The sequence below is a fragment of the Paenibacillus sp. Y5S-9 genome (genome assembly GCF_036894235.1).
Lineage (GTDB): Bacteria > Bacillota > Bacilli > Paenibacillales > Paenibacillaceae > Paenibacillus.
This window is the reverse complement of the sequence record NZ_CP145887.1, coordinates 5328636-5342127: the sequence shown is the minus strand read 5'-3', so window position 1 is coordinate 5342127 and position 13492 is coordinate 5328636. Positions and strand designations below refer to the sequence as shown.

Sequence of the window (13492 nt, the reverse complement as noted above, 5' to 3'; positions counted from 1 at the left end):
ATCGATTTGTTTTTCTATAAACGGGGTACTATAATTGGAGTTGCACTAAAAATTCTAAACTCCATTGGAGGCGACAATAGATATGAGATCTTTCCAATTCTATAATCCAACCCGGCTGATTTTCGGCAAAGGACAACTGGAAGCATTGAAAACAGAAGTGCCGAAATACGGTAAACGGGTTCTGCTTGTATATGGTGGCGGCAGTATCAAACGCAGTGGTCTGTACGATCAAGTGATCGGTTTGCTTAAGGAAGTTGGAGCAGAAGTGACTGAACTGGCAGGTGTGGAACCTAACCCACGTCTTTCTACGGTGCATAAAGGGGTAGACCTCTGTAAAACAAATAACATCGACCTGATCCTCGCTGTAGGTGGCGGCAGTGTACTGGACTGCTCCAAAGCTATTGCTGTAGGTGCAAAATATGATGGCGATATGTGGGATTTTGCTCAGCGCAAAGCCGTTGCACAGGACGCTCTTCCACTCGGTACCGTATTGACGATGGCAGCAACCGGTTCGGAGATGAACTCCGGTTCGGTTATTACGAATCAGGATACACAAGAAAAATTGGGCTGGGGTAGCGCATACTCATTCCCTGCATTCTCTATCCTGGATCCAGTGAATACATACACTGTTCCACTGGACCAAACGGTATACGGCATGGTAGATATGATGTCCCACGTATTGGAGCATTACTTCCATCTGGATGCCAATACACCGGTTCAACTTGGCTTCTGTGAGACGATTCTGCGTACTGTCATGGAAGCAGCGCCTCGTCTGGTTGAAGATCTGGAGAACTATGAACTGCGCGAAACGATTCTGTATTGCGGAACAATGGCACTAAATGGCGTGCTGAATATGGGTCTCGCAGGCGACTGGGCAACACATAATATTGAACACGCGGTATCCGCAGTGTATGATATCCCACACGGCGGTGGACTTGCAATCTTGTTCCCACACTGGATGAAACATAACCTGGATGTGAATGTGGATCGATTCAAACGTCTGGCAATTAATGTATTCGAGGTGAACCCAGAAGGCAAGTCGGACAGACAGATTGCCGAAGAAGGTATCGATGCGCTCAGCAAATTCTGGACATCCATTGGTGCACCTAACCGTCTGGCAGATTACGATATCGATGATAGCCAGATCGACGTAATGGCAGACAAAGCGATGCTGTTTGGCCCATTCGGTAACTTCAAGAAACTGCAACGGGAAGATGTTGTATCCATCTACAAGGCTTCTCTGTAATTCTATAATCACTGCAAAGTGAAAGGACACATTCCGTTGTCCAATAACCGCAAGTCTCCTTTATGGGGGCTTGCGGTTTTTTCATGTATTCGGGCTGTACACGTGAATAATGGAGGAACATGAAGCAAGAAGAACAGAATGTCGTGATAATACCCATTATCGGGTTCAGAATACATTTGAGGAAAGATTTTGAAACATTTTGATGTCAGCTACGTATTTATTTACATGTGGAATGCCCAGTTAGGATGAATTTGCGGCAGAGGAGAGGAGGAACAGGGGATGGAGACAATTTATTGGGGGTGTCTGATCGGAGGAGCAATATTTGCGGTTGTCAGCCTTGTGCTGGGTGACTTGATTGACGGCTTGCTGGACGGAGCCTTCGAAATGCCAGGTCTTGATTTTTTCAAACCCGTTGTGTTAGCTGGTTCCATTACAACCTTCGGTGGGGCAGGCATTATGCTGACACGTTATAGTTCATTAAGTGCGATGTCGGGTCTAATATTATCCCTGCTTATAGGTATTGCTGCAGCCATGCTGGTATTCTTCGCATATATCAAACCGATGCGTAACAGCGATGTCTCGATTGCATTTTCAATGAAAGAGTTATCTGGGAAAATTGGGGAAATCACCATTCCGGTGCCGGAAAAAGGTTTTGGCGAAGTGATGATTCGTTTTGCATCCGGTAGTACGATTCAAACGGCATCCAGTTTTGAACACCTCCCCATTGCGGCGGGAGCACGTGTTGTGGTGGTGGATGTTGTAGATGGTGTACTGCGTGTGTCGGAATGGGATGAAAATGTACTTAAAGATTTATAAAGTATTCTTATCACCTAAGTAGTTTAAGCACTCATCATGAATGAATAAGGGGAGAGATGTGGAATGGATAATTTGAATTTGAATTGGGATGTATTGCTGATTCCTATAGTTGTAGTCGGTGTCATTCTAATTTTAGGTTTGGCTTTCTGGGCGAGATACAAAACGGTTGGACCGGATGAGGCAATGATCGTTACGGGATCATTCCTGGGTAGCAAAAATATCTCCGATGATGATTCTGGCCGAAAAATTAAGATTGTTCGTGGTGGCGGTGCATTTATCCTGCCAGTATTCCAGCAATCCGAGTTTATCTCCTTATTGTCCCACAAGCTGGATGTCTCCACACCTGAAGTGTACACGGAGCAAGGGGTTCCGGTTATTGCTGACGGTGTAGCTATTATCAAGGTTGGAGGCGCTGTAGAAGACGTTGCTACGGCAGCTGAGCAATTCATCGGTAAACCTGTAGAAGCGCTGAGAAGCGAAGCACAGGAGGTACTGGAGGGGCATTTGCGGGCCATCCTCGGTACAATGACGGTGGAAGAAGTATATCGGAACAGGGATCGGTTTGCGCAAGAGGTTCAAGGCGTAGCAGCTAGAGATCTGAAGAAAATGGGACTGCAAATTGTCTCATTTACCATCAAGGATGTTCGTGACAAACAGGGCTACCTGGATGCTCTCGGTAAGCCAAGAATTGCTGCTGTGAAGCGTGATGCCGAGATAGCTGAAGCGGAAGCGATGCGTGATGCACGTATTCAGAAGGCCAATGCGGAAGAGCAGGGGCAAAAAGCGGAGTTGCTGCGGGATACCAATATCGCTGAGGCAGCCAAAGAGAAAGAACTGAAAGTAGCCACGTTTAAGCGTGATCAGGATACAGCAAAAGCGGAAGCCGATCAGGCTTACCATATCCATGAAGCGCGTGCTAGACAGACTGTGGTGGAAGAAGAAATGAAGGTTGAACTCGTTCGTAAAGAACGTGAGATTGATCTCCAGGAAAAAGAAATCGTCGTACGTGAGAAACAATATGATGCTGAAGTGAAGAAAAAGGCAGAAGCGGATCGTTATGCGGTAGAGCAGGCTGCCGAAGCAGATAAAGCCAAAAGAATGCGTGAAGCCGATGCTGTACAGTATTCGATTGAAACACATGCCAAAGCAACAGCTGAACAGAAGCGACTTGAAGGTCAGGCTATGGCCGATGCGGAACTTGCCAAAGGTACAGCGGATGCAGAAGTTATTCGTTTGCGTGGTCTTGCCGAAGCAGAAGCGAAGGAAAAACTGGCAGAGGCGTTCCAGAAGTTTGGCGAAGCGGCTGTACTCGATATCATTGTCAAAATGTTGCCTGAACTGGCTGGCAAAATTGCAGAGCCAATTGCATCCATTGATAAACTGACGGTGGTAGATACAGGCAAAGGTGAAGGTGCAGCGCGAGTGAGTAACTATGTTACCGAACTTATGGCGACCGCTCCAGAGATGCTCAAGAGTGTATCCGGCATCGATGTAGAGCAGCTGATTAAAGGTCTTACAAAGTCCAAAACACCTGCGCCAGTTGCCATTCAACAGAGCGAGGCTGTTACAACTCCTTCTATAATCGACAAGATTGTGGAAAGAGCTGGAGTTGACGAGTAAGAAGCACTTCGAATCTTGCATGGTTGCTCTATTGACCTTAAGGCGAATTTTTGTTACTTTTTAAGCGAGACGTCCGGCGCGGTTTGCCCGCTCCGGGTGTCTTTTCGTTCGTAACAGGGTGTGACTTAATCACACCTAAGATGGTGTGAAAAAAGAGGTGCAAACAATGAGCAGCCTGCATGTAGATAAAGCGCTAAATAATAATGTAATCATTGCACAGCATCCTGAACACGGGGAAGTCGTTGTTATTGGTAAAGGCATTGGCTTTAACCGAAAACCGAGTGATCACATTCCATTGATGGCTGTGGAGAAAATGTTCATTTTGAAAAACCAGCAGGAGCAAGAGCAGTACAAACAGCTTCTTCCACAGGTGGATGAAGCACTGATCGAGATTATTAACGAAGTTATTACGTATATTGCAGAGCGTACGGACGTTCCTCTGAATGAACATATTCATATTGCATTAACCGATCACATTTCTTTCGCGTTAAAACGCAAGGAGCAGGGAATCGTCATACAAAATCCATTTTTATATGAAACCCGCGAGATATATCCTGAAGAATATCGAATGGCAGAATACGCTGTTCGTCTGATCAAAGAGAGAATGGGTGTTGATCTGGGGATGGACGAGATTGGTTTTGTTGCGCTCCATATCTATAGTGCAATGACCAATCAAAATATATCCCAGGTACGTGAACATTCACAATTGATCACTGATTTGGTGAACCTGGTGTCCGATCAACTCGATTATTCGTTTGAAACGGAATCGCTTGATTACTCTCGTTTGCTGACTCATCTTCGTTTCGCCCTTGAGCGTGTTCGCCGTGGAGACAAAGTGGAAGAACTCCATAAGTTGGATTCCCTGCTTAAGTTGGAGTATCCGGAAATGTACTCGCTTGCATGGAAACTGACCAAAGTGATGGAGAAAAGACTGAATCTGCCTGTTTATCCTGCGGAGGTAGGTTATCTGACCATTCATCTGCAAAGGCTGAATCAGCGGAAGGAAGAAGAGAATAAGTGAGATCATTCCAGTGATGGAATGCGGAATTTATTTTTTTGGTGTAAAGGCTTGCAATAGATTAGAACTGGTGCTACAATGGTTTCCGTAATCAAGCAACTGAATAAACATAAGCGACGTGTTACTGACTCGATCAGGCATGAGTTAATTAAAGTGTGATTGTTCTTTCCTTGTACAGGGTATGCTATACCCCAAGGTTGGCACAGTTTACTTTATTAATTCATGCCTTTTTTTGTGTTCCCTTGCTTGCATCACAACATATAAATTAGACGAAAGGGAGATACGACGCGATGTTCAAAAAGCTTTTTGGTGTATTGCAAAGAGTAGGTAAAGCTCTCATGTTGCCTGTAGCCATTCTACCTGCGGCAGGTTTGCTACTCGGAATCGGTAACATGTTGGTTAATCCAGATTTCTTGCAATATGTAACGGCGCTCGACACCCCTTGGGTGAACTCGATCGCAACAATTATGATGAATGCAGGTCAGATCGTATTCGATAATCTGGCATTGCTGTTCGCCGTCGGTGTAGCCGTCGGATTAGCCGGTGGCGAAGGGGTTGCAGGTCTCGCAGCGATCATCGGTTATCTGGTCATGAACGTCACACTGGGTACCGCAGTAGGGGTTACTCCGGCAATGATCGGTGAAGTACCGGGTTATGCCAGCATCTTGGGTATCCCAACATTAAGTACAGGCGTGTTCGGAGGTATAATCATAGGTATTGCCGCCGCGCTATGTTACAATCGATTTTTCAAAATCGAACTGCCGTCTTACCTCGGTTTCTTTGCAGGTAAACGTTTCGTTCCGATTATCACTTCGGTTGTTTCCCTCTTAATCGGGTTGCTTCTGGTGATTATCTGGCCACCGATTCAAAATGGGTTAAATGCTGTATCTCACTTCATGGTAGATACAAGCCCGACATTGTCGGCATTCATCTTCGGAGTTGTAGAACGGTCATTAATTCCGTTTGGTCTTCACCACATTTTCTACTCCCCATTCTGGTTTGAGTTCGGTGAGTATGTGAACAAAGCTGGAGATGTCATCCGTGGTGACCAGCAAATCTTCTTCAATCAATTGCGTGACGGTGTGAACCTCACAGCGGGAACATTCCAAGTTGGTAAATTCCCGTTCATGATGTTTGGTTTGCCAGCGGCCGCACTTGCGATGTACCATGAAGCAAGACCAGAACACAAAAAGTATGTTGCAGGTATCATGGGTTCAGCTGCGCTGACCTCGTTCCTGACAGGGATCACAGAACCACTTGAATTCTCGTTCCTGTTTGTAGCACCAATCCTGTTTGCAGTACACTGTATCTTTGCAGGTTTGTCTTTCATGACCATGCAAATTCTGGGTGTAAAGATCGGTATGACCTTCTCCGGTGGGTTCATTGACTTCCTGATCTTCGGGATTATTCCGAACCGTACACCTTGGTGGGACGTGATTATTGTCGGATTGATTCTTGCGGTGATCTATTACTTCGGTTTCCGGTTTATCATTCGCAAATTCAATCTCAAAACACCTGGACGAGAGGATGCAACGCCTGAAACCGAATCTGGCGGAGGCTCTGGTTCAACGGATGATCTGCCCCATAACATTCTCGAAGCCTTTGGTGGCAAAGAGAATATCAAACATCTGGACGCTTGTATTACTCGTTTGCGGATTGAAGTTAATGAGAAATCCAATGTGAAAAAAGATCGTTTGAAACAATTGGGTGCATCTGGTGTACTTGAAGTGGGTAATAATGTTCAAGCCATCTTCGGAACACGTTCCGACACGATCAAATCTCAGATGCAGGATATTATTGCAGGACGAACACCAGCACCAACGCCAGCAGCTGCCAAACCAACTCCAGAAGAGGAGAAGGCACAAGGTGAGCAAGGCGAGCGCATCGTTGCTGAGGATATCGTTATGCCAGTCAATGGTGAATTGCTGGACATTACAAACGTACCTGATCCGGTCTTTGCTGAGAAAATGACAGGTGATGGGTTCGCAATTTTGCCACATGATGGTACGATAACTTCTCCTGTGTATGGTAAAGTGTTTAATGTATTTCCAAGCAAACATGCCGTGGGCATTATGTCCGATGGTGGCAAGGAAGTGCTTGTTCATATAGGTGTTAATACGGTGAAGCTGAAGGGTCAAGGCTTTAACGTACTGGTACAGGAAGGTGATCTGGTATCAGCTGGTCAGCCGATTATGGAAGTGGATCTGGAGTATGTCAAAGCAAACGCTCCTTCGATCATTTCACCAGTTATTTTCACCAACCTGCCAGAGGGCTCCACGGTAACCCTCAAGAAGAGTGGAGTGCTGAAAGTTGGCGATCAGCCAATCATTGAGATAAAATAAGAAGTGTTACGACGATGGCAAGCAAGTGTAAATATATGCAATGCCTAAACCAAATTACTGAAAGTGAGATGATTGTAATGCAACAAACATTCAGAATTACAGACGAAGATGGTATCCACGCACGTCCGGCGACAGCCCTGGTTAATACAGCAAACAAATTCAAAGGTGCAGAATCCTTTGCAGAAGCTAACGGTAAAAAAGTAACTTTGAAATCCATCCTGGGTGTTCTTTCCCTCGGATTGGAACAAGGCGACACTATCAGCATCATCGTTGAAGGCGAAGGCGAAGCTGAAGCTCTTCAAGCTTTGACTGACGTTATGGTTAACGAAGGGTTGGGCGAAATTAATGCTTAATGTCTCCGGGATCGCGGCTTCGGCGGGTATTGCTATCGCCAAGGCGTTTATCTTGGAGCATCCTGACTACTCTGTAGAAAAACGCCAAATTAACGACGTTGACGCAGAGATCGCAAAACTCGACTCAGCTCTGGGTAAATCCCAGGCTGAGCTTGAGGCGATCAAAGAGCGTACTTTACAAGAGCTTGGCGAGAAAAAAGCTGAAATTTTTGCTTCGCATTTGCTCATTCTGAATGACCCGGAACTAATTGATCCGGTTAAAGCTAGAATTGCGGATGACATGATCAATGCAGAATTTGCTTTGAACGAAACGGCATCGCAATTTATCTCCATGTTCGAGAACATGAAGAGTGCATACCTGCAGGAACGTGCAGCAGATATGCGTGACGTTACCAAACGTGTGCTAAATCACTTGCTTGGTATCGACTTCATGAGTCCGGCTGAGATCAATGAAGAAGTGATCGTGCTTGCGGAGGATCTAACACCTTCCGACACGGCTCAATTGAATCGCCAATTTGTTAAAGGTTTTGCAACCAACATTGGTGGACGTACTTCTCACTCGGCGATCATGGCGCGCTCTCTTGAAATTCCAGCTGTTGTTGGAACCAAGGACATCTTGGCTCAGGCGAAACAAGGCGATATGATTATTGTTGATGGTCTGGATGGTCACGTACTGGTTAACCCTACTGATGAAGTTATTGCTGAATACCGTGCCAAACAGGAACAGTATGATGCACAACGTGCAGAGTGGAGAAAACTTCGTGATGAGCCAACGGTAACAGTGGACAACGTTCATGTTGAACTTGCAGCCAACATTGGTACACCAAATGATGTAACGGGTGTTCTGGAGAATGGCGGCGAGGCTGTAGGCCTGTACCGTACCGAGTTCCTTTACATGGGCAGAGACAAGCTTCCTTCCGAAGACATCCAGTATAATGCTTACAAAGCGGTACTGGAAAAAATGGAAGGCAAACCTGTCGTTGTTCGTACACTCGACATCGGCGGAGACAAAGAGCTTCCATACCTGGATCTGCCAAAAGAAATGAATCCATTCCTCGGCTTCCGCGCAGTTCGTCTGTGTCTGGACCGTCTGGATATATTCCGTACACAATTGCGTGCATTGCTTCGTGCAAGTGTACATGGAAACCTGCGTGTCATGTTCCCAATGATCGCAACACTTGGTGAATTCCGTGAAGCAAAAGCTGTCTTGCTCGAAGAGAAAGAGAAGCTGGTTGCTGAAGGTATTGCTGTTTCTGACAGCATTCAACTTGGAATCATGGTCGAAATTCCTTCGACTGCAGTTCTGGCGGATCAATTTGCCAAAGAAGTGGATTTCTTCAGTATCGGAACGAACGATCTGATTCAATACACAATGGCTGCTGACCGTATGAACGAACGAGTGGCTTATCTGTACCAACCTTACAACCCAGCCATTTTGCGTTTGGTTAAAATGGTTATCGATGCAGCGCATCGTGAAGGCAAATGGGTTGGCATGTGTGGTGAGATGGCAGGAGACGAAACAGCAATTCCATTGTTGCTTGGTCTTGGATTGGATGAGTTCAGCATGAGCGCAACTTCCATTCTGCCAGCTCGTAGTCAGATCACCAAACTGTCCCGTGCGGATATGCAGGAACTGGCTGCTAAAGCTCTGGATATGCAAACGGCTGAACAAGTCGTTGAATTGGTTCAAAGCATTAAAGCGTAATTTTGCCGGGGTTTCCTCCGGATTTGAGGTTTTTCTTTTTCCGATAATGAGCTGCATTGATGCAGCGATTTTGCCGGTATCCGCGATTCATGTGGATATCGGCTTTTTTTTGTTATGAACAGGATAATGTGATTCGGACACTGGTATACATCGGACTATAGCTTGCCTTCGTTTGAGACATGTTCTAACAGGATGATGGTGAGCTGTAAGAGTGGCATCTTTAAAGGGGAAGGCAACACAAAAAGCTCTTGCTGATTAGAACATCAGCAAGAGCTTTCGTATTAACAATGTATTAATTAACTGCAAGCGCAGTTCAGTACAGGTTTGCGGGCCGCGGTAGTCTCATCAAGACGAGTGACCGGTGTTCCGTAAGGTGCGTTGAGTACCAATTCTGGTGTCTCTTCCGCTTCTTTGGCAATCCGTATCATCGTATCAATAAACCCATCCAGTGTTTCTTTGCTTTCGGTTTCCGTCGGCTCGATCATGATGCATTCTTCCACGTTGAGCGGGAAGTACACTGTAGGCGGGTGATATCCAAAATCAAGCAATCGTTTGGCAACATCCAGTGTACGCACACCATACTGCTTCAATCCCCGACCAGACATGACGAATTCGTGTTTGCATACACCTGGATATGGAATCTCATAGTAAGGTGCGAGACGTGCCATCATATAGTTGGCATTGAGTACCGCACACTCAGATACACGGCGCAATCCTTCCGGTCCATAGGTACGAATGTAGGCATAGGCACGTACCAGAATACCGAAGTTACCGTAGTAGGCTTTAACACGACCAATGGATTGATCGCCTTCACGGTCCAGTGAATATACACCATCATCATTCTTGATCACCATCGGTTTAGGCAGGAACGGGATCAAACGGCTCTTCACACCGACTGGTCCGGCGCCAGGTCCACCACCGCCATGAGGCGTGCTCATCGTTTTGTGCAAGTTCAGATGCACCACGTCAAAGCCCATATCACCCGGACGTGTAATGCCCATAATGGCATTGGAATTGGCTCCGTCGTAATACAACAAGCCACCAGCCTGATGTACGATGGATGCAATCTCCTGGATATCTTTCTCGAACAAACCAAGTGTATTCGGGTTGGTCAGCATCAATGCTGCCGTATCGGAACCAACGGCTGCACGGAGTGCGTCCAGATCGACCAGTCCGTCTGCGCGGGATGGAATCGTCACAGTTTCAAATCCTGCAACGGTTGCGCTTGCCGGGTTGGTCCCGTGAGATGAATCGGGCACGATGACTTTGGTACGTTGTTCGCCACGACCTTCGTGGTAGGCACGAATCATCATAAGTCCAGTCCATTCTCCATGGGCACCAGCGGCGGGTTGCAGAGTCACAGCGTCCATACCCGTCAGCCCTGCAAGATCGTTTTGCAACGTATACAACAGTTCAAGTGCACCTTGAATGCTGGATTCATGCTGGTACGGATGGATTTTGGCGAAGCCATTATAACGTGCAACATCCTCATTAATCTTTGGATTGTATTTCATCGTACAAGAGCCCAGTGGATAGAATCCGTTATCTACGCCGAAGTTCCGGCGGGACAACGCAGTATAGTGCCTGATAACATCTACCTCGAACACTTCCGGTAGTGCCGCTGCTTCCGAACGGAGCATTTCCCGGGGAATCAACGTATCGGCAGCCTGACGAGGAACGTCACATTCTGGCAAAGAATAAGCGACACGTCCAGGGCTGCTGAGTTCAAAAATCAAGGATTGTTCCGGAGCAGGAGATAAGGTCTGTGCACGAAATGTTGTATCCGTCTCAGGTTGAACCGAAGTGGAGACAGAGGTACCCGTTTCTGATTGTCCTTGTACCGATGTTGTCGTTGTCGTCGTCGTTTCCTGAGTCACAGCGATCCCTCCAATGCTCGTGCAAATTCGTCAATCTCTTCCTTAGTGCGCCGTTCGGTAACAGCAATCAGCATATGTCCGGTAAGCTCCGGATAATCACGTCCAAGTTCGTAGCCACCAATAAAGCCTGCATCCAACAGTTTCAGTTGAAGTGCATCCACATCGGTTCCCTCAGGAAGCTTAATAACAAACTCATTAAATGTTGGTGCATTAAAAGTAAGGCTAACTCCAGGAATCGCAGTTAATGTATTGAGGGTGTAATGACTCTTTTGCAAATTCAGATCCGCGACATCGATCATGCCCTGTTTACCCATGATGGACATGTACACAGATGCGCTGAGTGCAAGCAAAGCTTGGTTGGAACAGATGTTGGATGTCGCCTTTTCGCGGCGGATATGCTGCTCACGCGCTTGCAGTGTGAGTACAAATCCACGTTTGCCGTTGCGATCGGTTGTTTGACCTACAATTCGGCCAGGAATCCGGCGCATATGAGGCTGGGATACGGCGAAATATCCGCATGTCGGGCCGCCGAGTGAAGCGGCGATACCGAGGGGCTGCGCATCGCCAACAACGATGTCGGCACCCAGCTTGCCTGGGGCTTCCAGCAGACCCAGCGATAGCGGGTTAGCACTTACAACGAGCAGGCCTTTGTGCGCATGCACGAGGTCAGCCGCTTGTTTTACATTTTCCACAGCACCAAAGAAGTTTGGACTCTGGATCATGACAGCAGCGGTATCGTCCGAAATGGCGGCTTGCAGGGCATCCCAGTCAGTGACGCCATCCTTATAACCAATCTCGACAATCTCGAGGCTCAATCCGTGTGCATAAGCCTGCAATACCTGACGGGCTTCCGGATGAACGGTACGGGATACGATGAGCTGTTTGCGACGTGTTGCTGCTGCTGCCAGATTACCTGCTTCTGCAAAGGCAGTTGCGCCGTCATACATACTGGCATTGGCTACAGCCATACCGGTTAATTCACAGATGTAGGATTGAAATTCGAAAATGGCCTGTAGTTCACCTTGGCTGATCTCAGGCTGATAAGGTGTGTAGGCAGTGTAGAACTCGGAACGGGAGATGACATGATTGATGACGGAAGGAACATGATGATCATATATGCCTGCGCCGAGGAAGCTGGCGTGTGTTTCGAAATTGGCGTTGGCACCAGCTTGTTTGGACATGTGACGTGTCAGCGCATATTCATCAAGTTTGGAGGATACGGGCAGCTCGCCCTGATAACGAATCTCTTTTGGAATGTCCTGAAACAGTTCCTCCAGCGTATCCACACCGATGGTTGCGAGCATGGCGCTCTGATCTTGCTCAGTCATGGGAATGTAACGGTGCTTGCTCATGCTTGATCAGCTCCTTGAGTAGGTGTCTTTGACGTACGTGTCCGTTTATGAAAAGGGGTCTTCACGACCTCGGCTTTTAGTTTCTTGCCGCGGATCTCAATCTCAAGCGGGGTTCCCAGCGCAGCGTATTTGCTGTCGATTAGGGCCAGCCCCAGATTACGCTTCAATGTAGGTGATTGTGTGCCTGTTGTCACTTCGCCAATCTGTACGCCTTCGGCGTAAATCGGATAGTGGGGGCGGGGAATACCGCGCTCCAACACTTCGATGCCCACCAGTTTGCGGGCGGGACCGTCAGTTTTTTGCTGTAACAAGGCTTCGTGTCCGATAAAAGGTCCCGCATTCAGCTTCACAAACATGCCTACGCCAGCTTCGAGTGGAGAGATGGTTGCCGACAATTCCTGTCCATACAGGGGGAGCCTTGCTTCAAAGCGCAGTGTATCCCGGGCACCAAGTCCGGTTGGTACGAGTCCGTGACCTTCACCGGCTTGCATTAATCCATTCCACACCGCAGCAGCCTGGTCCGCAGGTACATATAGTTCAAAGCCGTCCTCACCGGTATAACCGGTACGGGACAACAGTAATTTAACGCCGCATACCTCTGCCTGCTGTACAAAACGAAAAGGCTCAATCGAGGATACATCCGTATCTGTAACTTTCCCGATAATGTCTACAGCCAGTGGTCCTTGCAAGGCGAGCAGCGCCGTCTGCTCCGAATCGTTGGTCATGCTCACGCCAGGGATCAAGTGCTCTTGCAGCCACGCCCAATCCTTGTCGATGTTGGAGGCGTTAACAACGAGCATATAATGCTGATCTTCCAGCTTATACACGAGCAGATCATCCACCACACCGCCATCTGGGTAACACATCAGGGTATACTGGGCTTGACCCGGAACGAGCGTGGTCACATCATTGGTCATCATTTGTTGCAAAAAAACTTCAGCCTGCTCACCCTGTACTGTGAATTCGCCCATATGGGATACATCGAACAGTCCAGCACGCTCACGCACCGCTTCATGTTCTTTCTGGATTCCGCTAAATTGCACTGGAAGCTCCCAGCCTCCAAAATCAATGCACCGTACGCCTTCGTATTGCTGATACATTGGGAAGAGTGGTGTTCTAAGCAAATCGGACATCAAATCACCTCGTCATGGGCCGTCAACCGG

Annotated in this window: 10 protein-coding genes; 7 read left to right on the top strand and 3 right to left on the bottom strand. The window is 47.5% G+C overall.

Translation table 11 applies throughout. The features are described from left to right. Positions 1-82 precede the first annotated feature (82 nt). The 7 genes from V6669_RS23485 (at position 83) to ptsP (ending at position 9100) form a co-directional block, all read left to right on the top strand. The gene (locus V6669_RS23485) at positions 83-1246 is read left to right on the top strand and encodes an iron-containing alcohol dehydrogenase (RefSeq protein WP_338588311.1); all 1164 of its coding nucleotides are present in this window, start codon (positions 83-85) and stop codon (positions 1244-1246) included. A gap of 279 nt (positions 1247-1525) precedes the next feature. Further along, the gene (locus V6669_RS23480) at positions 1526-2062 is read left to right on the top strand and encodes a hypothetical protein (protein WP_017686844.1); all 537 of its coding nucleotides are present in this window, start codon (positions 1526-1528) and stop codon (positions 2060-2062) included. Positions 2063-2125: 63 nt separating this feature from the next. Further along, on the top strand, positions 2126-3682 hold the full coding sequence (locus V6669_RS23475) for a flotillin family protein (RefSeq protein WP_091027708.1): 1557 nt from the start codon (positions 2126-2128) through the stop codon (positions 3680-3682). A gap of 166 nt (positions 3683-3848) precedes the next feature. Next, the gene (locus V6669_RS23470) at positions 3849-4703 is read left to right on the top strand and encodes a PRD domain-containing protein (RefSeq protein WP_338588310.1); all 855 of its coding nucleotides are present in this window, start codon (positions 3849-3851) and stop codon (positions 4701-4703) included. A gap of 287 nt (positions 4704-4990) precedes the next feature. Beyond that, entirely contained in the window at positions 4991-7042 is a 2052-nt protein-coding gene (ptsG, locus tag V6669_RS23465; RefSeq protein ID WP_307542706.1) for a glucose-specific PTS transporter subunit IIBC, read from the top strand. A gap of 77 nt (positions 7043-7119) precedes the next feature. Beyond that, entirely contained in the window at positions 7120-7395 is a 276-nt protein-coding gene (locus V6669_RS23460) for an HPr family phosphocarrier protein (RefSeq protein WP_036617010.1), read from the top strand. Next, on the top strand, positions 7388-9100 hold the full coding sequence (ptsP, locus tag V6669_RS23455) for a phosphoenolpyruvate--protein phosphotransferase (protein WP_036617013.1): 1713 nt from the start codon (positions 7388-7390) through the stop codon (positions 9098-9100). The genes V6669_RS23460 and ptsP overlap by 8 nt, the downstream gene beginning before the upstream one ends. Positions 9101-9396: 296 nt before the next feature. Here ptsP and gcvPB read toward each other — a convergent pair whose 3' ends face one another. The 3 genes from gcvPB to gcvT all read right to left on the bottom strand — a co-directional run bounded on the left by gcvPB (position 9397) and on the right by gcvT (position 13462). Beyond that, the gene (gcvPB, locus tag V6669_RS23450) at positions 9397-10836 is read right to left on the bottom strand and encodes an aminomethyl-transferring glycine dehydrogenase subunit GcvPB (RefSeq protein ID WP_338595026.1); all 1440 of its coding nucleotides are present in this window, start codon (positions 10834-10836) and stop codon (positions 9397-9399) included. Positions 10837-10973: 137 nt separating this feature from the next. Next, positions 10974-12329 (bottom strand): aminomethyl-transferring glycine dehydrogenase subunit GcvPA, encoded by a 1356-nt coding sequence (gcvPA, locus tag V6669_RS23445; RefSeq protein ID WP_338588309.1) that lies wholly within the window; start codon positions 12327-12329, stop codon positions 10974-10976. Then, positions 12326-13462 carry a glycine cleavage system aminomethyltransferase GcvT gene (gene gcvT / locus V6669_RS23440; protein ID WP_338588308.1) on the bottom strand — a complete coding sequence of 379 codons (1137 nt, stop codon included), beginning with the start codon at positions 13460-13462 and terminating at the stop codon, positions 12326-12328. Before gcvT ends, gcvPA begins: the two co-directional genes overlap by 4 nt. Positions 13463-13492 lie beyond the last annotated feature (30 nt).

What these genes read in the sequence shown, in the direction of transcription:
- ptsG (WP_307542706.1), top strand. Translation starts at nt 4,991, where the DNA reads ATGTTCAAAAAGCTTTTTGGTGTATTGCAAAGAGTAGGTAAAGCTCTC.
- V6669_RS23480 (WP_017686844.1), top strand. Translation starts at nt 1,526, where the DNA reads ATGGAGACAATTTATTGGGGGTGTCTGATCGGAGGAGCAATATTTGCG.
- gcvPA (WP_338588309.1), bottom strand. Translation starts at nt 12,329, where the DNA reads ATGAGCAAGCACCGTTACATTCCCATGACTGAGCAAGATCAGAGCGCC.
- V6669_RS23470 (WP_338588310.1), top strand. Translation starts at nt 3,849, where the DNA reads ATGAGCAGCCTGCATGTAGATAAAGCGCTAAATAATAATGTAATCATT.
- V6669_RS23475 (WP_091027708.1), top strand. Translation starts at nt 2,126, where the DNA reads ATGGATAATTTGAATTTGAATTGGGATGTATTGCTGATTCCTATAGTT.
- V6669_RS23485 (WP_338588311.1), top strand. Translation starts at nt 83, where the DNA reads ATGAGATCTTTCCAATTCTATAATCCAACCCGGCTGATTTTCGGCAAA.
- gcvT (WP_338588308.1), bottom strand. Translation starts at nt 13,462, where the DNA reads ATGTCCGATTTGCTTAGAACACCACTCTTCCCAATGTATCAGCAATAC.
- ptsP (WP_036617013.1), top strand. Translation starts at nt 7,388, where the DNA reads ATGCTTAATGTCTCCGGGATCGCGGCTTCGGCGGGTATTGCTATCGCC.
- V6669_RS23460 (WP_036617010.1), top strand. Translation starts at nt 7,120, where the DNA reads ATGCAACAAACATTCAGAATTACAGACGAAGATGGTATCCACGCACGT.